Origin of the sequence: Thermodesulfobacterium sp. TA1, assembly GCF_008630935.1 — a bacterium.
Lineage (GTDB): Bacteria > Desulfobacterota > Thermodesulfobacteria > Thermodesulfobacteriales > Thermodesulfobacteriaceae > Thermodesulfobacterium.
This window is the reverse complement of record NZ_CP043908.1, coordinates 1533713-1555219: the sequence shown is the minus strand read 5'-3', so window position 1 is coordinate 1555219 and position 21507 is coordinate 1533713. Positions and strand designations below refer to the sequence as shown.

The window sequence follows — 21507 nt, the reverse complement described above, 5'->3', positions numbered from 1 at the left end:
AATCAAAAAATTTTTACTTTATTTTTTAGGCACAATTTTTGCTAAAAGATTCCAAAAAGGTTTGAATAAATCTGAAAAGCGGAGGGGCACATGAAGAAACAGGTTTTTTCGGTATGTGGTATGTGTTCTGCTCGGTGTCCTATAAGGGTTGAGGTAACCGACGGAAGGGTTACGTGGATAGAGGGTAATCCTTATGCTGCCGGGATTGAAGGAGCTCTTTGTGCTAGAGGGGCTGCTGGTTTGGTTCATGTGTATGATTTTGAACGACCTCAAGGCCCGATGGTTAGAACAGGAGAAAGAGGGTCTGGGGAGTGGAAAAGAGTTTCTTGGGATGAAGCTTTAAGTTATATATCTAACCGATTGTCTGAAATCATCGGTAAATATGGGGCTAAATCTGTAGCTCTTTTAGACAGAGGAGGCGGACTTTTTGGAGAGATGCAAAGGGTTTTTATTAGGGCCATAGGATCTCCTAACTATTTTAACCATGATGACCTTTGCAGAAAAAACGTAGACCTTGCCTTACAGAGTTTAATAGGTATCCAAAGGAATCAGATTAGTTACGATTTTGCCAATGCCAAACATATAGTTTCCTTTGGTAGGGCTTTTTTTGATGCGGTAGTCGTAAAAGAGGCTAACAACGTGCTTAAAGCCTTAGAAAAAGGCGCTAAACTTACTTATTTTGACCCCAGGGTAAACGTTACCGCTACCAAGGCTACAAGGTATTTAAAGATAAGGCCAGGTACAGACTACGCTGTGGTGTTAGCCCTTATTCATCAGATATTAAAAGAAGACCTGTATGACAGAGATTTTGTGTCTAAGCACATGTTGGGGCTTACAGAATTGGAAGATTTTATCAAGCTATATAGCCCTAAATGGGCTGAAGCAGAGTCTGGAGTGCCTGAATATCAGATTATAAAGCTGGCAAGAGAGCTTGGGGAGGCAAAACCAAGGGCTATAGTATATCCTTATTGGTTTGGTGCAAGGTATATGGATTCGTTTTACTTTGCCAGGGCGGTTTGGATACTTAACTTTTTACTTGGGAACTTAGACCAGAAGGGTGGTTTAATTTTAGCTAAATCTCCAAAGGAAGTAGGGGCTCAACCTCTAAAAAGTCTTTTAGACCCCATCCCTGCTCCTCAGGACAAGCGAATAGAAGCTGAATCTGGGAAGGGCTTTTTATATGACGGTGCAGGACATATTTTACACCTCTTTAAGGCTATCAAGACTGGAGAGCCTTATCCTATAAAAGCCCTTTTTGTTTACAGGTATGATCCCTTTGCTGGAATGCCTTTAAAAGATATTAAAGAAATCGTCCAAAATTTAGAACTCTTAGTTCATATCCCTGTAGACTATGGAACTACCGGTTGGTTTGCAGACGTAATCCTTCCAGAATCAACCTATCTTGAAAGGGATGATATCATAGGCTTACAAAGAGGGGCTAAACCTGCTTTTATCGTAAGGAGAAAGGCCATAGATCCAGTTTTTGACACCAAGCCCAGATGGTGGATTTTTACCCAGTTATGTAAAAAACTTGGTTTAGAAAAGTATGTTCCTTATGAGACCATAGAAGACATCTGGAATTATCAATTAGAAGGAACAGGAGTAAGAATAGAGGATTTTGACGCAAAAGGGTTTGTGCCTCTTTGTAAGGAGCAGATACTTTATTCTAAGGACCAGTTAAAGTTTAAGACCCCTTCAGGCAAGATTGAAATAGTGTCTTCTAAAATGCAAGAAAGAGAGGTCCCTAATTTTTATCAATATAAGACCCCAGAAAAACCAAAAATTGAAGAAGGCGAGTTTCGTCTTATTTTTGGAAGGGCGGGGATGCATACCCATGTAAGGACCCAAAACAATCCATTGTTAAACGAGATTAAACCAGAAAACGAGCTTTGGATAAATACCGAAGTGGCTGAAAAATTAGGTATAAAGGACGGGGACTTAGTAGAGGTCTCTTCAGGAGATTTTACAGGAAAAATCAAAGCTAAGGTAACCCCTCACATCCATCCTGAGGCGGTGTTTATGATTAGGGGTTATCAGAACGACATTCCTTGGCTTACCAGAAGCTATGGTAAAGGCCTTAACGAGGGAAGATTGCTCAAAGGAGCTTTTGATAAGTTTGGGGCAGGAAGTCATACAGGTGTTCTTTTTGAAACCTTTGTAAAGGTTAAAAAAGTTTAAAAAAAGGAGGGAGCTTATGAGCCTTTACTATATATATCAAGACCATAACAGATGTATCGGTTGTTTTGCTTGTGAAGTCCATTGTAAAACCAACAAAGGGCTTGGACCAGGCCCAAGGCTTTGCAGGATTATCCCTACAGACATTAAGTCTTTAAACGAACAGGTAGTTCAGAGGTTTATTTTTATGCCTTGTTTTCATTGTGAAGACCCTTGGTGTGTAAAGGCTTGTCCTACAGGGGCTATGCAAAAGAGGCCTAAAGACGGTATAGTTTTTGTAGAACCAAGTCTCTGCGTAGGTTGTAAAAACTGTATTACTGCCTGTCCTTGGGGTATCCCTCAGTTTGACCCAGAAACCGGAAAGGTAGTGAAGTGTGATTACTGTAAGGACAGGATTGACCAAGGGCTATTACCAGCCTGTGTGACTAAATGCACCACCCATGCCTTAAAATGGGTTTCCGCCCAGGAAGCTTCAACCCTTAAAAGAGAAAAGTTTGTAAAGGAAGCCTATGTCAACCTATACTAATCGTGAGGACCACACGGTTGAGATAGCCGAAGGGGTAAAACTGGTTAAAGGCACAGATAGCGTTCTTATCACCACCCTTGATAAACTTATAAATTGGGGCCGGGCTAATTCTCTCTGGCCCCTTACCTTTGGTCTTGCCTGTTGTGCTATAGAGATGATGGCAGCCGGTGCCAGCCATTATGATTTTGATAGGTTGGGGGTGCTTTTTAGGGCTTCTCCCAGACAGGCAGACCTTATGATTGTAGCTGGGACGGTTACTTATAAAATGGCTCCTATCGTAAGAAGAATTTATGACCAAATGGCAGAACCTAAGTTTGTGATTGCTGTCGGAAGCTGTGCCTCAACCGGAGGGATTTTCCAAACTTATAGCGTCCTTCAAGGGGTAGACCAGATCCTTCCGGTAGATGTTTATATTCCTGGTTGCCCTCCACGACCAGAAGCCTTTTTCCAAGGTATCATCAAATTACAAGAAAAAATTTTAAAAGGTTATAAAGGATGAAAGGGTACACTTTAGAACAGATAGAACCCTCTAAGTTTGTTCTGCAGATGGGTCCTCATCATCCTGCTACCCATGGAGTTTTAAAGCTTTATTTAGAGCTTGAGGGTGAAAGGGTTTATCGTTGTAGGCCTGAAGTGGGTTATCTTCATCGAGGCATAGAAAAGCTGGCTGAGACCAAGACCTATCCTCAGGTTGTCCCTTTGACCGATAGATTAGATTATATAGCTAGTATGATAAACAACATAGGTTATTGTTTGGCGGTAGAAAGACTCCTTGGGATAGAACCTCCTCCAAGGGCTAAATTTATCCGCACCATGGTAGCTGAATTGTCAAGGATAAGCAACCATCTTCTCTGGTTAGCCACCCATGCTCTTGATATAGGAGCGATGACGGTCTTCCTTTACTGTTTTCGAGAGAGAGAACAAATCCTTTGGTTTTTAGAAGAAATTTGTGGTGCCAGGCTTACTTTTAGTTATCCAAGGATAGGTGGGGTAAGGGTAGACGTAGAAGAAAAAACCTTAGAAAAAATAGACAGGTTTATCGATGAGTTTTTAGATAAGGTTAATGAATACGAGGGATTGCTTACAGAAAATAGGATTTGGATAGCCCGAACCAGAGGGGTGGGGGTAATAACCCCTGAAGATGCCTTGGCCTATGGACTTACAGGCCCAAGCCTTAGGGGGTCAGGAATAAACTACGATGTAAGAAAACATTTTCCTTATGACGCTTATAGCGAGGTAGAGTTTGAAGTTCCTTTAGGAAGGCATGGAGATACCTATGACCGCTATCTATGCCGTATTCAAGAGATGAGACAGTCTGCGAGAATAGTGAAACAATGTATTCAAAAAATGCCAGAGGGAAGCATACTTGCCGAAGAGGCCTTAGATTTAGACCTTCTCCCTTTTGGTAAAAAGAGGCTTCATCCAGAAGGGTGGTTAACCGGTAGTTTTATTTCATTTTTAAAAGAAAAAGAACTTTTGTTACCTCAAGGAGAGGTTTATTCAGCGGTGGAGGGTGCTAAAGGTGAGCTGGGATTTTATATTATTAGCGACGGTACAGGTAGACCTTATCGGGTAAGGATTAGAGTTCCTTCTTTTATACACATTGCAGCTATTCCCAAAATGTCAGAAGGGCAATTTTTGGCTGACGTAGTAGCCATCATCGGGACCCTTGACATCGTGATGGGAGAGGCGGATAAATGAGACAATTGATTAAAAAACTTCTTTTAATAGACCTGATAAAAGGGCTTTTAATTACCTTAAAAACCATTTTTACCCATCCGGTTACCATCAGATACCCTAAACAAAAAAGAGAAATAACAGAAGGTTTTCGAGGGAGACACGCTTTAGTCAGAGACCCAGAAACAGGCAAGGAAAGATGTGTAGCTTGCTTAAGGTGTGTTAGGGTTTGCCCTTCGCAATGTATTCGTGTGGAGTATACCGAAGACCCAACCTCAGGTGCAAGGGTTCTAACTAAATACGAAATAGAGGCCTTTCGATGTATTTATTGTGCTTATTGTGTAGAGGTCTGCCCTGTAAACGCCATCGTGCTTACAGAATATTACGAGTATGCAGTTTACGATAAAGAAGAAAACTACTTTACCAAGGATAAACTACTTCAAAACTGGGATGAATTCATAGCTGGATACAAAGGAGACTCTTATCTAAACAAATTTTGGTATTTAAAAGGGATTGAGAGAAGGCGGCTACCCTTTGAAAAAAGGTTCCCTAAGCCTATAAATGTTAAAATGGAGGCTAAGCAGTGACCCCTGGGACCTACCTACCGCTAAAATATCTTCCTGTGTTTTTGATGTTAATCTTAGCTACTGTTTTTGCCTTTGCTGCCATCTTTATCAATCGGTTGCTTGCACCCAAGAAAAAGACTCCTACAAAGCTTATGGCCTACGAATCAGGAAACCTTCCTTCAGGAGAAGTAAGAGAAAGGTTTTTTATAGGATATTATGTGTTAGCCATTCTTTTTGTGGTATTTGACGTAGAGTTGGTTTTTCTTTATCCATGGGCTTTGGCGTTCAATCATCTTAGCACAGTAGGTTTTTGGGGAATGTTGTTTTTTATCATTCTTATTCTGTTAGGCTACTTTTATGAAATTAAGAAGGAGGCCTTGGAATGGTTGAAGAAGTCTTAAAAGGTTTACAAGAGAATTTTAAAGAAGAAATCGTAGAAATAGGAAGTTTTAGAGGGCAAACTTTTGTAGTAGTAAAAAAAGAAAAAATAAAAGAAATTTTGGGTTGGCTTAAGATTAATTGGAGTTTCAACCATCTTCAAGACCTTTTTGGTGTAGATTTTTTAGGTAAGACACCACGTTTTGCGGTGGTTTATCAACTTTATAGTCTTCCTAATAAGACCCAGTTAAGGATAAAGGCCTTGGTTGAAGAGGATGACCTTAGTATAGACAGTGTGGTAGACCTTTGGCCGGTTGCTAACTGGCTGGAAAGGGAGTGTTATGACATGTTTGGGATAGTCTTTAAAGGGCATCCTGATTTGCGAAGGATTTATATGCCTGAAGACTGGGAAGGCTATCCTTTGAGAAAGGATTATCCTGTTAGAGGTGAAGGGGATTGGCAAGGAATAAAAGACCTATTAAGTCAGATACACAAGGAAGGATAACCCATGGATAAGGTTTTAGACCTTTATCAGTTTGGGATTTTGATTTTTAAGACTATATTGGTTTTTGCCATCACGTTAATCCATGTGGCTTTTACCACCTATGCTGAAAGGAAAATAATCGGAAGGGCGCAAGCACGTTTTGGTCCTAAGGAAGTAGGTCCGCATGGTATTCTTCAGCCTTTAGCAGATTTTTTAAAGATTTTTGGTAAAGAAGACATTATTCCTCAAGCAGCCTATAAGACGGTTTTTAAAATAGCCCCGGTTATAGTTTTTGCTTTTACTACGGTAAACTTAACGGTCCTTCCCTTTGAACAGGGTTTTATTTTGGCAGACCTTAATATAGGGGTTCTCTTTATCTTAGCTTCAGCCAGCTTAGCGGTATATGGGATTATCCTTGCAGGTTGGGCGTCTAACAGTAGATATTCCTTCTTAGGGGGCTTACGGTCAGCTGCTCAGGTGTTAAGTTATGAAATTGCGTTAGCCCTAAGTTTAGCTTCGGTAGTCTTGATGGCAGATTCTCTCAAGCTTAATGATATAGTCCTTGCGCAATACAACTCGGTTTTTGGCTTTTATGCCATTCCCCAGATAATAGGTTTTGGGGTTTTTGTGATTGCTGCCTTTGCTGAAACCAATAGAACCCCCTTTGACCTACCTGAAGCAGAAACCGAGCTGGTAGCAGGATATCTTACCGAATACAGTGCCTTTAGATATGCTCTATTTTTCCTTGGAGAATATACTGCCATGTATGTGATGGCAAGCCTAATTTCATTGTGTTATTTAGGTGGGTGGACGGTACCTAAGTATGTAATCGCTTTACTTCCTTTTTTAGAAAAAGTGCCAGGGATTATTTGGTTTTTGTTAAAGGTTTATTTTTTCATTTTTCTTTACATCTGGGTTAGAGCTACCTTTCCAAGATATAGGTTTGACCAACTGTTAAACTTAGGGTGGAAAGTTTTAATTCCTTTGGGGTTTGTAAACCTTTTTATCACTATTTTGATAAAAAAGTTTAGTGCTTAGGGGAAAACAATGGTTTTAAAGGCTATTTTTCTTTATTTTGCGGTAGTGATCTTAGGTACAGGTATTTTAGGTATTACTCAAAAAAATCCGGTAAAAGGTTTACTCTGGATTTTGGTGATGCTTGTGCATTTAGGAGGTATTTATCTTTTGCTTAATGCCGAATTTTTAGCGATGGTTCAGATCATAGTCTATGCAGGTGCTATTTTGGTGATGTTCCTGTTTGTTATTTTCCTTTTAGACATAAAGGAAGAGGAAAAGGGAGAGGTGTTTTTGAAGTCTTGGCAGACAAGGGTATGTGCTGTTCTTTTGTGGGTGTTTTTGGGTATAGTAGGGGCTTTAACTTATAAAACCCATCATCAAGGTCCTTATACCATAGAGCTTATAGAAAAGGAAGGGCATGCCAAGGTTTTGGGTTTGATTCTTTTTAGCGATTATGTGTATCATCTTATCTTGTTAGGTTTTATCCTTTTTGTCCCTTTGCTTGGGATAGGGCTTATGCTCTTAAGGAGGAAGACGGATGGTTCCTCTTAATTGGTATCTTATCTTAAGTTTTTGTCTTTTTGGGATCGGGCTTACCGGGTTTCTTATCAGAAAAAACCTGATCATGTTGCTTATTTCTATAGAAGTAATGCTTAATGCGGTTAATCTGTCTTTAGTAGCTTTAGGTCATTACTTACAAGACTTAAAAGCTCAAGTAATCGCCCTTTTTATCATAGGTTGTGCTGCCGGAGCGGTAGCAGTAGGGCTTATTATATTAGTTATAGCCTATCGGAATAAACCAACTCTAAAGATAGAAGAATTTAATCTTTTGAGGGAAGACTAAGATGACGGTAGAAACCTCTATCACCCCTTTACTGTGCGTGCTTGTGTCTTTATTGGCCATACCTTTTATCCTCGTTACCGGAGAAAAAAAACCTAACTTAAGGGAATTTTGGTCTGTCTTAGCAGGAGTGATTAAGTTTTTGTTAGTTTTATCGATGGTCCCTACCGTTATTTCTGGGAAAGTTTTGGAGTTTGAAGTCTTTTCTATCCTTCCTGGCATTTCTTTAAAGTTTAAAGTAGACGCGATGGGACTTCTTTTTGCCCTTGGAGCTTCTTTTTTATGGATAATTACTACTTTTTATTCCATAGGTTACATGAGAGGACATCATGAAAAAAAGCAAACCAGATATTATGCCTGTTTTGCTGGGGCTCTTTCTTCTACGATGGGGGTTGCTTTTTCGGCTAATCTGTTTACGATGTTTCTCTTTTATGAAGCCCTTACGTTTGTTACTTATCCTCTGGTTGCTCATCATGAAACTCCGGAAGCCAGGGCTGGTGCCAGAAAATATGCTATATATCTTATAGGGGCTGCCAAACTTTTGTTGGTTGCAGCCATAGTCATTACCTACCTTTTGGCAGGAACCCTTGAATTCCAAAAAGGCGGGATTTTTACTGAGAAGATAGTAGAGGCTCATCGAGGACTTTTAGGAGTGGTTTTTCTTATGTATTTTTATGGTTTTGCCAAAGCTGCGGTTATGCCTTTACATGGCTGGTTGCCTGCGGCGATGGTAGCACCTACTCCGGTTTCTGCCCTTCTTCATGCGGTAGCGGTGGTTAAAACCGGGGTTTTTACTGTGCTAAGAACGATATTTTTTGTATTTGGCTCAGAGACGATGAAGCTACTTTCTACCACAGACTTAGCCCTTTTTATGGCAGCCTTTACCATAACTACCGCTTCAGTCATTGCTCTTACAAGAGACAACCTTAAAGCTAGACTGGCTTATTCTACGGTTAGTCAGCTTTCTTACATCTTGCTTGGCGCCCTTTTACTTACTTACCATGGCATGATAGGAGGTATTATCCACATTTCTAACCATGCTTTCGCTAAAATCACCCTCTTTTTTTGTGCTGGTTCTATCTATGTTTGCGCTCATAAAACCGAGGTTAGCCAGCTTGATGGTATAGCCAGAAGACTTCCTATTACGATGGCAGCTTTTACGATCGGGGCTCTTGGAATGGTAGGTATACCTTTAGTAGGAGGCTTTATTACCAAGTGGTATCTTTTGCTTGGTGCCATAGAAGGAAAAAACCTTTGGGTTTTATGGGTACTTCTTTTTAGTTCTTTACTTAACGCAGGTTACTTTTTTCCTATAGTTTATAGGGCTTATTTTAGAGAATATAAAGAGAAACCTGGAGGCCATCCGATTAAAGAAAACCCCTTTATGGCTACTGCTTTATTGATTACTGCACTTATTAGTATAGTTTTGGGAATTTATCCAAACTTTTTAATAAATCTTGCTGCGGAGGTTATCAAGTGAATTTAGTTGGGGAAAATGAGACCACGGAAAGACAAATCTTAAAACACGACCCATGGCCAGGGTATCGAAGGATTTTTTACATAGTTTTGGCCCTTACTACCCTTTATTTGTTTTTAATCTTTTATTTTGGACATAAACCTCATTAACGGGGGAATTTTATGGAAGAAGAAAAGAAAGGGTTTTTTGATTATAGAGAAAACATAAAAAAGTTTTTAAAAGGTTTTTATTTGTTTCTGGTTTTACTGATAGGGGTAGATTTTTTTGTCCATAAGCATGCTTATTTTGGTTTTGATGGCTATCCTTCTTTTTATGGGGCTTTTGGGTTTGTAGCCTGCGTATGGTCGGTGCTTATAGCTAAACATTTTTTAAGGCCTTTGGTAATGAGGAGGGAAGACTATTATGGTGATTAACCTACCTCCTGCGTTTATTCTGATTTTAGGTAGCTTTTTAATTCCCTTTTTAAAGGGAAGGATAAAAACCATTTATCTTGTAGTCCTCCCTCTCCTGACTTTTGTTTATGTGCTGTTTTTATCTGAAGGGGTTTCTTGGGTTTTAAGGGCGTTTGATTCAGAGCTTGTGTTTAAAAGGGTAGATAGGCTTTCTCTGCCTTTTGGTTACATCTTTTCCTTGATTACTTTACTAACCGCTATTTACAGCCTTCATGTTAAAGACAACCTGCATTTAGTTGCAGGTTTTATTTATGCAGGTTCAGCTTTGGGGGTAGTTTTTGCAGGAGATTTGGTTACCCTTTATATTTTTTGGGAAATTATGGCTTTAGCCTCAACCGTAGTAATACTTACAGCAAGGACGAAAAAGGCTATCTCTGCAGGTATGAGATATCTATTGGTGCATTTGACGGGTGGTTTGTTGCTTTTAGGAGGAATAATACTATGGTTTAAGCAAACAGGGTCTTTAAGGTTTGAATATATAGGATTAAACAGTTTAGCCTCTTGGCTTATTTTTTTAGGTTTTGGGGTTAATGCAGCCTTCCCTGTCCTTCATGCCTGGCTTCCTGACGCTTATCCTGAATCTACTGAGACAGGTACTGTCTTTCTTTCAGTTTTTACTACTAAGACTGCGGTTTATGTTTTGGCAAGAAGTTTTTCAGGGACAGAGCTTTTGATATACATAGGGGCATTGATGGTTGTTTTCCCTATTTTTTACGGGATTATAGAAAACAACTTAAGAAGGGTTTTATCTTATGTTATCATCAATCAAGTAGGATTTATGGTCATAGGCATAGGAATAGGAACTACGCTATCTCTTAACGGAACAATAGCCCATGCATTATGTCATATTTTATATGATGCTGTGCTTTTTATGGCGTTGGGGGCTGTTTTATATAGGACAGGCAAGATAAACACTACCGACCTCGGGGGGCTTTATAAATACATGCCGTTAACTGCTATTTTTTGCATCATAGGGGCTGCTTCTATTTCTGGATTTCCTTTAACCAGTGGATTTGTAAGTAAGTCTATGATTATTTCTGCTGCTGGTGAAGGAGGATTGCTTATTATTTGGTTAGCTCTTCTTTTGGCTTCTGCAGGTGTTTTTCTTGTTGCAGGAATAAAGGTGCCTTATTTTTCTTTTTTTAGTTATGATTCTGGTTTAAAACCTAAGGAAGCGCCACCTCACATGCTACTTGCCATGGGTATAGCAGCTTTTCTTTGCATCGGAATAGGGCTTTTTCCAGGTTTGTTTTACTCTATCCTTCCCTATCCTGTAGCCTATCATCCTTACACTCCAGCCCATGTGATAGACCAGATTCAGCTTCTTGGTTTTTCAGCTTTAGCCTTTACTTTACTTGTGCTTTCAGGTCTTTATCCTCCTGAGATAAGGTGCATAAACCTTGATGCTGACTGGTTTTATCGTAAGGCTACCTCTTGGTTTTTGACCCTGGCAGAAAAGGTGGTGGCTAAGGTAGACTATCAAATAATAGGGGAGGCGTATGAAAAGGTTTTTATAAGAGGGATGTTAAGGTTAGCGAATCTTTCTAAAAAAATTGATGTTTCAGGGGTTGACGGAACCTATCATGCTTTAGCTAAAGGTTCTTTACAACTAAGCGAAATAATAAAGGTAATTCAAACAGGAAAGGTTTCAGACTATGCTTTTCTAATGATAATAGGGTTGATTGCTTTGCTATTACTTTTAGCTTTGCCTATGCTTTTTTAAAGGAGTGGTGTAATGGGTGGGGTAGGCTATCCTATTCTTTCTTATCTTATTTTTTTACCTTTAGTTGGTGCAGTTTTAATTTTTTTAGTAAAAAAAGAAGGATTAGCTAAGTATATCGCTTTAGGGACTACGCTTTTAAATTTACTTTTAGGTATTCCTCTTTGGTTTAACTTTGATAAAACTAACCCCAATTTTCAGTTTTTAGAAATCTATCCTTGGATTCCATTTTTAAACTCTTACTATAAGGTTGGAGTAGATGGGATAAGCTTTCTCTTTGTGTGGTTAACCCTTTTTATCAGCGTTTTATGCGTGCTTTGTTCATGGACAGCCATTAAACATAGGACTAAAGAATTTTACGCTTTGCTTCTGGTGATGGAAACGGTTATGATAGGGGTTTTTTGTGCCCTTGATATGTTTTTGTTTTATGTGTTTTGGGAGGCCATGCTGATTCCGATGTTTTTACTGATAGGTATCTGGGGAAGTCAAAACCGGATTTACGCCTCGGTTAAGTTTGTTATTTTCACTTTTGCTGGCAGTGTCCTTATGTTAATAGGTCTTATCGTTCTTTATTATGTAGGAGGCAAAACTTTTGACATCATAGAGCTTTCCAAGGCAAACCTTCCGTTAAACCTCCAATACTGGCTTTTTTTAGCTTTTTTTGCTGCTTTTGCGGTAAAAGTCCCTATGTTTCCCTTCCATACCTGGCTTCCTGATGCCCATACAGAAGCCCCTACCGCGGGTTCGGTTATTTTAGCCGGCATCCTTCTTAAGGTGGGTGCCTATGGATTTTTAAGGTTTACCCTTCCTTTTTGCCCAGAGGCTACCCTTGGATTAAAAGATTTTATGCAAATACTTTCGATAATAGCTATTATTTACGGAGCCTTGGTAACCCTTATGCAAACAGACTTTAAACGTCTGATAGCCTACTCCAGTGTAAGTCATATGGGATTTGTTACCTTAGGTATTTTTACCCTAAACCAAGAGGCTATAGAAGGGGCGGTTCTTCAGATGATAAACCATGGAATAGTAACCGGTGCACTTTTTATGTGTATCGGGGCTATCTATGAAAGAACTCATACCAGAGATCTAACTAAATACGGAGGACTTGGTAAGGCTGTTCCTGTTTTTGTGGTTTTTTATACCCTTTTCTCTGCTGCAGCCATAGGTTTTCCAGGCACTAATTCTTTTATAGGTGAGTTTTTAGTAGCCTTAGGGGTTTTTAAGGATAAAATGTCCTTAGGTGCTTTTTTACCTTTAGGTTTTGTCCTTGGAACTGCTTATATGGTGTGGCTTTATTATCGGGTGGTGTTAAAAGAAGTGCCTTCTGAGATTAAAGACCAGCTTTATGACCTTAATCTAAGAGAGGTTGTAATGTTTTTGCCTTTAGTTTTTCTGGTTTTTATTTTGGGACTTTATCCTCAGGTGGTTTTAAGCGTGATGAAAATTCCTATAGCCCAATTGCTTGAGTTTTTAAACAAAGGGCTTTAGATGAGGCTTTTTGAGGAGGTAACGATGGAAACCTTGATACCTATCTTTCCAGAAACCCTTTTTGTGGGTTTTACTTTGGTTTATTTTTTGGTAGGTCTTTGGATTAAAGAAAGAAAAATTCATACCTTATTGGTAGTAGTCTTTTCTGTTTTAACCATGTTTTCTTTATCTATTTTTCAGGGAGAAACCTTTAAAGGAATGTTTGTGGCTGACCCTTTTAGTCAAACGTTAAAATTAGTGTTTTTGATAAACCTTGGTTTGTGTAGCCTTATGGGCATGCATTATCCTAAAATAAAAGACGAGGTTTTTTATGAGTTTAACCTTCTTCTTATGCTTAGCACCTTGGGGATGATGTTTATGGTTTCTTCAAGAGAACTTTTAAGTCTTTTCCTTTCCTTAGAGTTTATGTCTCTTTGTCTTTATCTTTTAGCAGGTTTGGTTGTAACAGACCTTAAATCTAACGAAGCCTCTCTTAAGTATTATCTTTTAGGAAGTATGTTTTCTGCTTTGTTTGTTTTGGGAATTTCTATTTTTTTTGGTGTTTTTGGGGGAACTCACTTTTTAACCATTTCAGAGAAAGTTTCTTTATTTGCAGATAGAACCTTTTATCTGTTAGCCGGAGTAGTTTTAGTCCTTTCTGCTTTAAGTTTTAAGGCAGGGCTTGCGCCTTTTCATCAATGGTCTCCTGATGTATACGAGGGAGCACCTACACCGGTTACAGCCTTTATGTCCGTGGGACCTAAGGCTGCAGCAGTAGGAGCTATGGCAAGATTTTTGATAGAATCCTTGTCTTTAGCACCTAACCTTTGGATAGGACCTTTAATTTTTATAGCCTTTTTAACCGTAGGGATAGGAAACATCTTAGCTTTAAGACAAAACAACCTTAAACGTCTTCTTGCCTATTCCTCTATAGCCCATGCAGGTTACCTTCTCCTTGCGGTGATAGCTTGTTCAACTACCGGTTTAAAAGCCATAGCTTTTTATGCTTTAGTTTATGCCTTTATGAACCTTGGTGCCTTTGCTACCCTTATAGCCTTTCCTCAAGGAGAAAGGATAAATTCTTTTCAAGGACTTTCTCAAGTTAGCCTTTTTTTAGCCTTTGCTATGTTGGTTTTTCTCTTTTCTTTGACCGGACTTCCTCCTTTTGGGGGGTTTGTAGCCAAGTTTTTTGTTTTTAAGTCTATCATAGAGGCAGGCTATACTTGGGTAGCGGTAGTAGTCATCCTTTTTAGCATCCTTTCAGCTTATTATTACTTAAGGGTCGGAGTAAAGATGTTTTTTTACGAAGGAGGATTAGTAACACTTTCTGTTCCTTTTACTTTAAGATTAGTCCTTACTTTTACCCTGATTTTTACCACTTTACTTGGGGTTTTCCCTGTTTTGTTTGCTTCTTAAAAAAATTTTTTTGGAATATTATTTTATTTAAAGATAAAATAGATTGCAGGAGGGTAAAACATGCAGATTAAACGTCTTTTTCAATTAATAAATTTAGGTATTGTAGTAGTATTGATTCTTCAAATAGGGGTATGGTTTTACTCTAATCAGAAGTATAAAAATACTTTAAACCGTTTAATTGAAAAAGAAATTGTCATTTTAAAAAATACAGAAAAATTGTATGGTTTAGGGTTGCAAACAGAACAAGCTACCAGAAATGTTTTTATAAACCCTAAGGATGAAAAAGCCAAGAAGAACTACCAAAAAGCCCATGAAGATTTTATAAAAACAATGGAGGAAACTTTAAAGTTAACTACCCATCCTGAAATTAAAAAACTTTTACAAGAGGCTTATCAGCTATGGCCTAAAGCTCATGAAATGAAACTTAACGCTCAAAAACTTTCTGAAGAAGGAAGGTTTGATGAGGCTAAAAATCTTATCGTAGAAGAAACCAAGGTATGGAGGCAGATAAAAGACAACCTTCTTAAGGCTTCTGAAGTTCAAGAAAAGGAGTCTAAAATCTATAGTTTAATGGTTGTAAGCCAAATTCAACGACAATTTATGATAACTATAGGTATCCTGCTGGTTTCTTTATTAGGTTTAAGTTTCTTAATCTACTTTTCTTGGAATATGGTAGACAAAAAACTTCAAGACTCTTTGTCTAAATTAAAAAAATTAGAGCAGGGGGATCTTACAGAGGATACTTCTGTAAGGGTAAAGGATGTAATAGAAGAGGTTTATTTAAATATCGTTGCCAGTCTGAAAGGTATAATATTAAAAATAAGAGGAACCGTTAAAGACACTGGGGTGGAATTTAAAAAAATAAAAGATAATACTGATAGATTATATGAAGGTTTTAGGGGATTGGCTGACCAAACCAATCAAGTAGCAGCTTCAGCTACTCAAATAGCCCAAACCACCATAGATGTAGCCAAAAACGCCCAAGAGGCAAGTGAGACAAGTAAACTTTCTAAAGAAAGGGCTGAAATTGGCAAAAGTTCAGTGGAAAGGGTATCTGAAGTAGTAAAGGAACTGATGAATAACATGAATGACCTTGCTGTTGCTATTGAGGAATTGGGAAAAAGCTCTGAGGAAATCGGCGATATTGTTAATGTAATAAGAGATATTGCTGACCAAACTAATCTTCTTGCCTTAAATGCAACGATTGAAGCTGCTCGAGCTGGAGAACACGGCAAAGGTTTTGCGGTAGTAGCTGAAGAAATAAGAAGACTTGCAGAACGTACGGCTAAAGCCACCGGAGAAATAACCGAAAAAATTAAAAACATGCAACAAAGAACTACCCTTTCGGTAAACGCAATGTACCAGAGTAGCGAAAAGGCTAAGGAAGCAGACATGGCCTTGTTAGAAGCTAAAGAAGCACTCTCTAAAATCCTTGAAGCCGCTGAAAAAACGATGGATATGGTCCAAATGATAGCCTCAGCTACCGAAGAATTTTCAGTAACTTCTGAAGACATGGCTAAAAGCGTAGACACGATAAGGGAACAGGTGCAAAACATAAACAGGTTGGTAGAAGAAGTAGTGACTTCTATAGAAAAGATTTCAGAGGGAATTAAAGAACTTGAGGCTTCGGTAGAATGGTTTAAAGTTTAAAATGTTTAAGAGGCCTCTTCTTCGTCTTCTTCCTCATCCTTAATGGAAGAGACGGGAAGGAGGCCGTGGTTTTTCATCTTAGTTCTTAGTTGTTTTCTTGAAATCCCTAATAGCTGAGCAGCTTTAGTTTGGTTCCATCCGGTTTCGTTTAGTGCTTTAAGAATAAGGGTTTTTTCCATTTCTAATAGGTTAAAGGTATCCGTAGGAAGAATTTCTTTTTCTCCCTTTTGACCTAAGAGCCTTTTAGGTAGATGTTTAAAAGAAATCACACCAGATGTAGAAAGAATAACAGCACGCTCTACTACATGAATAAGCTCACGGACATTTCCAGGCCATTCATAGTTTATTAACACCTCCATTACTTCAGGCTCTAATGTAGGAATTGGGCGGTTGTTTTCCTGAGCAAACTTTTGGACAAAATGCTGCACAAGAAGTGGAATGTCCTCTTTCCTTTCTCTAAGAGGAGGTAGATGTATTCTTACTACGTTTAACCTCCAATAAAGGTCTTCTCTAAAGGTCCCTTCTTTTACCGCTTTTTCAAGGTCTCTGTTGGTTGCAGCAATCACCCTTACATCTACTTTAATCTTATTAATACTCCCTAATCTTTGAATCTCTTTTTCTTGTAAGAACCTTAAAAATTTTTTTTGAAGGGATATAGGTAATTCTCCTATCTCGTCGAAAAAGACTGTACCTCCGTTAGCCAGCTCTAAAAGACCGATTTTTTTATCTGTAGCTCCAGTAAAGGCTCCTTTCTCATATCCAAAAAGCTCACTTTCTAAAAGGTTTTCTGGGATGGTTGTACAATCTACCACTATAAAGGAACGGTCTTTCCTTTTAGAAAGCCGATGAATAGCTCTTGCTACCAGTTCTTTACCGGTACCAGATTCGCCAGTAATAAGCACATTAGAACTGGTATCTGCTACCATGTCTATAATATAAAAAATTTCTTTCATTGCCTGACTTTTGGCTATGATCTCTGGAAACTTATGAGAGATGTTCGGTTGATAGCTGAAGGTTTCATGTTTTAAAATAGCTTCTCTTATGGTTTCAAGGAGAAGGTCAGGGTCAACCGGTTTTACTAAATAATGGAAAGCTCCTAACTTCATCGCCTCTACAGCTTTTTCTATCGTTCCGTAGGCTGTAAGCATGATTACCGGCAATGTAATATTTTCTTGTTTTAGCCAACGCAACATTTCTATTCCATCCATACCAGGGAGCCTATAATCAAGCAGGATACAGTTGGGTTTATGCTTTCTAAGCTGAACAATACCTTCTTCTACCGTTTGGGCAGTGATTACGGTATAATTGTGTTTTTTAAGAATAGCGGAAATGGTTTTTAGGCTGTTTATTTCGTCGTCTATAAAAAGTATTTTATGGCTCATGTCTTATAGGTAAATATACTTTAAATTCTGTTCCCTCACCTTTTTTGCTAAAAAAGGTTATTTTACCTCCATGTTCTCTAACGATCTTTTCTACACAGGCAAGACCTAATCCTGAGCCTGTTACCTTGGTAGTAAAAAAGGGTTCAAACACTTTGTCTTGAAATTCCTCTGGTATCCCTTCACCTGTATCTTTTACAGAAATTACCACAAAATTTTCTTCTTTCTTAGTAAACACCCAAATTTTATCACCTTCTTTAGTAGCCTCTTCAGCATTTACCAACAGGTTTAATAACATCTGTTTAATTTGATAAGGGTCAAAATAAAACTCAGGAATAGAAGAATCTAAGATTACTTCTATTTGTTTGTTTTCTTCATCAAATTCAGTTTTAACCAAGTTTATCACTTCCTTTATGATAGTATTAATTTGTAGTTTTTCAAGTTTTAATGGAAGGGGTCTTGCATAGGTTAAAAAGCCGGTTATAAGTTCGTTTAATCTTTGGGTTTCCTTGTCTATTATTGAGAGAAATTCTTGTAAAACTTTTCCTTTAAAGTTAGCTTTAAGATAAGAACAAGCAGCTTTGATAGAGTTTAACGGGTTTTTGATTTCATGCGCTACAACCATGGCCATTTCTGATATCACTGAGTATTTTTCTAATTTGATCTTCTCTTGAGTAGCTCGTTCAAGTTGTTTCATGTAAGTTTTTAAATCTATGAGCATTTTGTTAAAGCTTTCGATTACATAACCTAATTCGTCTCCACAAGAATACTTATAAACAAAACAGTCTTCACACTGTATTTTTAAGGTTCTTTTGCACCATTTTCTTGTATCTTCATAGAGCCAACATCTTGTTTTTCCATAAGAAGGACATCGGTAATCCTTACATTGGTAAAAATCTTTACAAAGAATAAGATTTTCGTTTTCACAAAGCTCAAATTCATTAGCTTGAACCTTTTGTATACTACTTTTGAGTTTAGCAAGAGGTTTTATAAGGGTAGTTGAAATAAAATAAGAAACCACCAAGGCTATCAATAAAAAAACCCCTGAGACAAAAACCATGTAGTTTCTTAGGGTTCTTACTGATTGCTCTACGAAAACCTCCAGTTCTGTCTCTAAAACCCCGACCCTAACCGTCCCTAAGGAGAAGTCTTCTTTAAAAACCGGACGATTAAAGTGTTTAATTCCTTTATCGTCTGTTTTTTCCCAAGGTTTAAAAGTGTTTTGGTCTAAAGAAATAAACGATCCTAATTGAGACGGATCGGTATGGGCAACCACCCTTCCGTTTTTATCTACTATCATTACATAGGTTATACCTGGAGTGGTCTTAAGAGCATTAACCTTTTCTTCAAGCTTTAAAGGGTCAAAAAACACCAGCCAGTCAACTACTTCTAAAGAGAAGGATTCTAAACTATGATTTAAGTTTTTATAGTATTGCTCTTTTAGGGATTTTTTTTGATAGTTTATTATCAAAAAGTTTACACTGAAAAGTAGTAAAATTATCACAAGTAAAAACGAGAAAAAAATTCTATTTCTAATACTAACATTTCTTAAAAGTCTATATAAGAAAGAGAAAAGGTTTTTAAGGGGTGATATATTTTTTAAGTGGTTCAAAAATCTTTTCATCAACCGGCTTAAACTCCTTTACTTTTAAATTTTTTAAAATAGAAGTAGGTAGATGGATGATGGTTTCTTGAACTGTTTTAGTAAGTTCTTCGTCAGCTTTTACCACTGCCCAAGGCCAGTTAGGGAGAAATTCGGTAGGGGTTAAGACCCTGATTTGAGAGAGGTCAACCTCTTTACCAAAAACACCGAGGGCAGACTCTCTTATAAACCCAGCATCAGCTTCTCCTTTGTAAACCCCAATAATTACCCTTTCTTGCCTTTTAACATCTATCAGTTTAAAATCCCTTTTTAGATCGTATCCTCTTTTTTCTAAATAGATTTTTTGAGACAAAAAGCCACCGGCTGAATACGGAGAAACTATCAAAATTCTTTTATTTTTTAGTTCTCTGATTGTTTTTAAAGGACTATCTTTTTTTACGATAATAACCCCTCTAAACCTATCTCCTCCGCAGATGTCGCTCGGTTCGTCTACACAATCTTCCCCTACTGTTAAGGCTATTGCTTTAGCATGGCCGGTTTTAGATAAAAAGGCATATACATAAGGGTTTTGATAAGCAAAGTGTACCTCTCTTTTTTTTACCAGAGAGATAAACTCTTCAAAATTTCTTGGGATGACTATTTTGAACTCTTTTCCTGTTTTTTCTGAAAGGTATTTCATCAGAGGTTCAAACCTTTGATAGATGGTAAGAGGGCTATAAAGAGGAAGGATAGCAACCTTTACGGTGTTCGGACCATATTCTATTAAGTCCTTACCTTTAAATAACTTAATCAAAACCCTTATGTAGTCAAAATCTCTGTCTTCTGCAGGTATAAGTTTTTCAACCTTCAAAGCCTTTAAAACCTCAGCGGGAAGGTTAGAAAGAAGGTCTTTTATTTGTGTTCTTGCTTCTAAGGACTGGGTTGAGGCTATCAAAAACACAGGTACTTTTTCAGAGGATTTGATGATTTTAAGCCCAGCGTTTAAATAAGATTGAGCTACTACTTCACTTAAAGCACCTACTTCATGGTCTCCTATCAACACCGAAAGAGCGATCCTTTTGTCCTGACCTAAAAATTCTACTTTTTTGAAGTCTTTTAGCGAAAGCTCTAAGTCCTTTAACATAGAAAGAGGGATGAGATAGTTAAAAGATGAGGTTTGGTCTCCTAAAGCAAGCCTTTTTTGGGTAGCATCAAAAATCCTTTCTATACTGGAGTTTTCTTTGGTTACAAAAACACTGCTTGACTCTCCATAACCACCCTTAGGTTTAACCAGTGGGAAAATTTTTTGTGGATAAAGGGCTTTTAATTCACAATAAAAAGCAGGGTCTATCAACAAAAGATGGAGCCGTTCTTCTTTTACTTTTCTAACCATCTCCTCAAAATCAGCAGAAATGTCTATCAAAACAGGCCTTTTAAGTTTTTTTTCTAAAAAAGATTTAAGAGGATAAACCTGTAAAAGGGTTTGTTGAGGGGAACTTATGTTTAAAACTCCTATGACTAAAGGAGGTCCAGTTAAAGTCTCATAACCTTGACTCTCAGAATTTTGTTGGACTTTATCTTTAAAGCAACCAGGCAACAAACCTAAAAGAAAAAAAATTAGTACTAAATAAAAGAATTTAACTAGTTTTGACATGTGCTATGTATTCCTTAGCGCTAAGGGCGGCTAACGCGCCTTCTCCACAAGCAATTATTATTTGTCTAAAAGGTTTGCTTACGCAATCTCCACAAGCAAAGACACCTTGTTGTGAAGTTTGCATTGCTTTATCGGTTAGGATAAAACCCTCAGGGTCAACTTCAACCAATCCTTTTAACCAAAAGGTGTTAGGTTCGTATCCTATAAAAATAAAAATCCCCGCTACCTCCAGAAAAATTTTTTCTCCAGTAAGTTTATTCAAAACTTTTATCTTTTCCACCTTTTGGTTTCCTTCGATAGCTTCAACCGTTGAGTTCCAAAGTATCTCAATTTTAGGATTTTGTAAAACTAACTTTTGTAAGTAAGGTTCAGCCCTAAATTTATCTCTTCGGTGGATTAAGAAAACCTTTTTTACAAATTTAGTAAGGGTTAAAGCTTCTTTTAAGGCAGAGTCCCCACCTCCTACTACCGCTATTACTTCGTCTTTAAAAAAAGGTCCGTCACAGGTAGCACAAAAAGAAACCCCTTTACCGATAAATTCTTTTTCTCCTGGAATTCCTAATCTTTTAGGAGATGCACCCAAAGCCAAAATAACCGCATAACTTAAGGTATAGGTTCCGTCAGAAAACCAAATTTTAAAAATTAGGTTTTGATTTTCTATTTTTTCTATTTTTACAACCTCCTTTTGCACTAAGTTTAAACCTAATTTTTCTACCTGTTTAACCATCTTTTCTATTAGTTCAAAACCAGAAATTCCTTCAGGAAATCCAGGATAGTTTTCTATCTGGTCTGTAAGAACTACTTGTCCTCCTAAGAAATTTTTTTCTACCAAAAGGGTGTTTAAAAGGCCTCTTTGGGCATAAAGATAGCTTGTAAGTCCAGCAGGACCCCCTCCTACTATAATAAGGTCATAAACTTTAGTTTCGTTCATTTTCTATTTTTATTAATCCTTTTTATATTATAAGGTTAATAAATGTAAAGGTTCTATTTTAAGCTTCTTCTATTTTACTTTTTTTACTTTTATATTATAATTTCTTTTTAAA

21 protein-coding genes are annotated in these 21507 nt (G+C 37.7%); 17 read left to right on the top strand and 4 right to left on the bottom strand.

Annotated features, from left to right (window positions below):
- The first annotated feature begins 90 nt into the window (after positions 1 to 90).
- The 17 genes from F1847_RS07855 to F1847_RS07780 are packed head-to-tail and all read left to right on the top strand — an operon-like array spanning position 91 to position 15849.
- Complete coding sequence (locus F1847_RS07855) at positions 91 to 2178, top strand: molybdopterin-dependent oxidoreductase (RefSeq protein ID WP_150072504.1); 2088 nt, start codon at positions 91 to 93, stop codon at positions 2176 to 2178.
- A 16-nt stretch (positions 2179 to 2194) separates the two neighbouring features.
- Positions 2195 to 2701 carry a 4Fe-4S dicluster domain-containing protein gene (locus F1847_RS07850; RefSeq protein ID WP_150072503.1) on the top strand — a complete coding sequence of 169 codons (507 nt, stop codon included), beginning with the start codon at positions 2195 to 2197 and terminating at the stop codon, positions 2699 to 2701.
- A complete protein-coding gene (locus F1847_RS07845; protein WP_150072502.1) occupies positions 2685 to 3200 on the top strand; it encodes an NADH-quinone oxidoreductase subunit B in 516 nt (171 codons plus the stop codon). Before F1847_RS07850 ends, F1847_RS07845 begins: the two co-directional genes overlap by 17 nt.
- Positions 3197 to 4402, top strand: coding sequence for an NADH-quinone oxidoreductase subunit D (locus F1847_RS07840; RefSeq protein ID WP_150072501.1), 1206 nt, complete (start codon positions 3197 to 3199; stop codon positions 4400 to 4402). Before F1847_RS07845 ends, F1847_RS07840 begins: the two co-directional genes overlap by 4 nt.
- Positions 4399 to 4965, top strand: a complete 567-nt coding sequence (gene nuoI, locus F1847_RS07835; RefSeq protein WP_150072500.1) for an NADH-quinone oxidoreductase subunit NuoI — start codon at positions 4399 to 4401, stop codon at positions 4963 to 4965. The genes F1847_RS07840 and nuoI overlap by 4 nt, the downstream gene beginning before the upstream one ends.
- Positions 4962 to 5345: an NADH-quinone oxidoreductase subunit A gene (locus tag F1847_RS07830; protein ID WP_150072499.1), complete on the top strand. Its 384-nt coding sequence runs from the start codon at positions 4962 to 4964 to the stop codon at positions 5343 to 5345. The genes nuoI and F1847_RS07830 overlap by 4 nt, the downstream gene beginning before the upstream one ends.
- Entirely contained in the window at positions 5327 to 5827 is a 501-nt protein-coding gene (locus F1847_RS07825) for an NADH-quinone oxidoreductase subunit C (protein ID WP_150072498.1), read from the top strand. Before F1847_RS07830 ends, F1847_RS07825 begins: the two co-directional genes overlap by 19 nt.
- A gap of 3 nt (positions 5828 to 5830) precedes the next feature.
- Positions 5831 to 6844, top strand: coding sequence for an NADH-quinone oxidoreductase subunit NuoH (nuoH, locus tag F1847_RS07820; protein WP_150072497.1), 1014 nt, complete (start codon positions 5831 to 5833; stop codon positions 6842 to 6844).
- A gap of 9 nt (positions 6845 to 6853) precedes the next feature.
- The gene (locus F1847_RS07815; protein WP_150072496.1) at positions 6854 to 7375 is read left to right on the top strand and encodes an NADH-quinone oxidoreductase subunit J; all 522 of its coding nucleotides are present in this window, start codon (positions 6854 to 6856) and stop codon (positions 7373 to 7375) included.
- Positions 7362 to 7667: an NADH-quinone oxidoreductase subunit NuoK gene (gene nuoK, locus F1847_RS07810; RefSeq protein WP_150072495.1), complete on the top strand. Its 306-nt coding sequence runs from the start codon at positions 7362 to 7364 to the stop codon at positions 7665 to 7667. Before F1847_RS07815 ends, nuoK begins: the two co-directional genes overlap by 14 nt.
- 1 nt (position 7668) lies before the next feature.
- The gene (locus tag F1847_RS07805; protein ID WP_150072494.1) at positions 7669 to 9144 is read left to right on the top strand and encodes a monovalent cation/H+ antiporter subunit D family protein; all 1476 of its coding nucleotides are present in this window, start codon (positions 7669 to 7671) and stop codon (positions 9142 to 9144) included.
- Positions 9141 to 9290, top strand: coding sequence for a hypothetical protein (locus F1847_RS09240; RefSeq protein WP_168194301.1), 150 nt, complete (start codon positions 9141 to 9143; stop codon positions 9288 to 9290). Before F1847_RS07805 ends, F1847_RS09240 begins: the two co-directional genes overlap by 4 nt.
- Before the next feature lie 12 nt (positions 9291 to 9302).
- Entirely contained in the window at positions 9303 to 9554 is a 252-nt protein-coding gene (locus tag F1847_RS07800) for a hypothetical protein (RefSeq protein WP_150072493.1), read from the top strand.
- Positions 9544 to 11316: a Na(+)/H(+) antiporter subunit D gene (locus F1847_RS07795; RefSeq protein ID WP_150072492.1), complete on the top strand. Its 1773-nt coding sequence runs from the start codon at positions 9544 to 9546 to the stop codon at positions 11314 to 11316. The genes F1847_RS07800 and F1847_RS07795 overlap by 11 nt, the downstream gene beginning before the upstream one ends.
- Before the next feature lie 12 nt (positions 11317 to 11328).
- Positions 11329 to 12804: an NADH-quinone oxidoreductase subunit M gene (locus F1847_RS07790; protein WP_150072491.1), complete on the top strand. Its 1476-nt coding sequence runs from the start codon at positions 11329 to 11331 to the stop codon at positions 12802 to 12804.
- Positions 12805 to 14199 (top strand): NADH-quinone oxidoreductase subunit N, encoded by a 1395-nt coding sequence (locus F1847_RS07785; protein WP_150072490.1) that lies wholly within the window; start codon positions 12805 to 12807, stop codon positions 14197 to 14199.
- Positions 14200 to 14259: 60 nt separating this feature from the next.
- Positions 14260 to 15849, top strand: coding sequence for a methyl-accepting chemotaxis protein (locus F1847_RS07780; protein ID WP_150072489.1), 1590 nt, complete (start codon positions 14260 to 14262; stop codon positions 15847 to 15849).
- 5 nt (positions 15850 to 15854) lie between these two features.
- Here the strand turns inward: F1847_RS07780 and F1847_RS07775 are convergent, their stop codons facing one another.
- From F1847_RS07775 to trxB, 4 genes are all read right to left on the bottom strand, one after another.
- Positions 15855 to 17231, bottom strand: coding sequence for a sigma-54 dependent transcriptional regulator (locus F1847_RS07775; protein WP_150072488.1), 1377 nt, complete (start codon positions 17229 to 17231; stop codon positions 15855 to 15857).
- Positions 17221 to 18699, bottom strand: a complete 1479-nt coding sequence (locus tag F1847_RS07770) for an ATP-binding protein (protein ID WP_240702788.1) — start codon at positions 18697 to 18699, stop codon at positions 17221 to 17223. The genes F1847_RS07775 and F1847_RS07770 overlap by 11 nt, the downstream gene beginning before the upstream one ends.
- A gap of 109 nt (positions 18700 to 18808) precedes the next feature.
- A complete protein-coding gene (locus tag F1847_RS07765) occupies positions 18809 to 20464 on the bottom strand; it encodes a PhnD/SsuA/transferrin family substrate-binding protein (RefSeq protein WP_150072486.1) in 1656 nt (551 codons plus the stop codon).
- Complete coding sequence (gene trxB / locus F1847_RS07760) at positions 20448 to 21395, bottom strand: thioredoxin-disulfide reductase (protein ID WP_150072485.1); 948 nt, start codon at positions 21393 to 21395, stop codon at positions 20448 to 20450. Before trxB ends, F1847_RS07765 begins: the two co-directional genes overlap by 17 nt.
- Positions 21396 to 21507 lie beyond the last annotated feature (112 nt).

Coding starts and splice junctions, on each gene's coding strand:
- F1847_RS07855 (WP_150072504.1), top strand. CDS start 91: ATGAAGAAACAGGTTTTTTCGGTATGTGGTATGTGTTCTGCTCGGTGT.
- F1847_RS07850 (WP_150072503.1), top strand. CDS start 2,195: ATGAGCCTTTACTATATATATCAAGACCATAACAGATGTATCGGTTGT.
- F1847_RS07845 (WP_150072502.1), top strand. CDS start 2,685: ATGTCAACCTATACTAATCGTGAGGACCACACGGTTGAGATAGCCGAA.
- F1847_RS07840 (WP_150072501.1), top strand. CDS start 3,197: ATGAAAGGGTACACTTTAGAACAGATAGAACCCTCTAAGTTTGTTCTG.
- nuoI (WP_150072500.1), top strand. CDS start 4,399: ATGAGACAATTGATTAAAAAACTTCTTTTAATAGACCTGATAAAAGGG.
- F1847_RS07825 (WP_150072498.1), top strand. CDS start 5,327: ATGGTTGAAGAAGTCTTAAAAGGTTTACAAGAGAATTTTAAAGAAGAA.
- nuoH (WP_150072497.1), top strand. CDS start 5,831: ATGGATAAGGTTTTAGACCTTTATCAGTTTGGGATTTTGATTTTTAAG.
- F1847_RS07815 (WP_150072496.1), top strand. CDS start 6,854: ATGGTTTTAAAGGCTATTTTTCTTTATTTTGCGGTAGTGATCTTAGGT.
- nuoK (WP_150072495.1), top strand. CDS start 7,362: ATGGTTCCTCTTAATTGGTATCTTATCTTAAGTTTTTGTCTTTTTGGG.
- F1847_RS07805 (WP_150072494.1), top strand. CDS start 7,669: ATGACGGTAGAAACCTCTATCACCCCTTTACTGTGCGTGCTTGTGTCT.
- F1847_RS07800 (WP_150072493.1), top strand. CDS start 9,303: ATGGAAGAAGAAAAGAAAGGGTTTTTTGATTATAGAGAAAACATAAAA.
- F1847_RS07795 (WP_150072492.1), top strand. CDS start 9,544: ATGGTGATTAACCTACCTCCTGCGTTTATTCTGATTTTAGGTAGCTTT.
- F1847_RS07790 (WP_150072491.1), top strand. CDS start 11,329: ATGGGTGGGGTAGGCTATCCTATTCTTTCTTATCTTATTTTTTTACCT.
- F1847_RS07785 (WP_150072490.1), top strand. CDS start 12,805: ATGAGGCTTTTTGAGGAGGTAACGATGGAAACCTTGATACCTATCTTT.
- F1847_RS07780 (WP_150072489.1), top strand. CDS start 14,260: ATGCAGATTAAACGTCTTTTTCAATTAATAAATTTAGGTATTGTAGTA.
- F1847_RS07775 (WP_150072488.1), bottom strand. CDS start 17,231: ATGAGCCATAAAATACTTTTTATAGACGACGAAATAAACAGCCTAAAA.
- F1847_RS07765 (WP_150072486.1), bottom strand. CDS start 20,464: ATGTCAAAACTAGTTAAATTCTTTTATTTAGTACTAATTTTTTTTCTT.
- trxB (WP_150072485.1), bottom strand. CDS start 21,395: ATGAACGAAACTAAAGTTTATGACCTTATTATAGTAGGAGGGGGTCCT.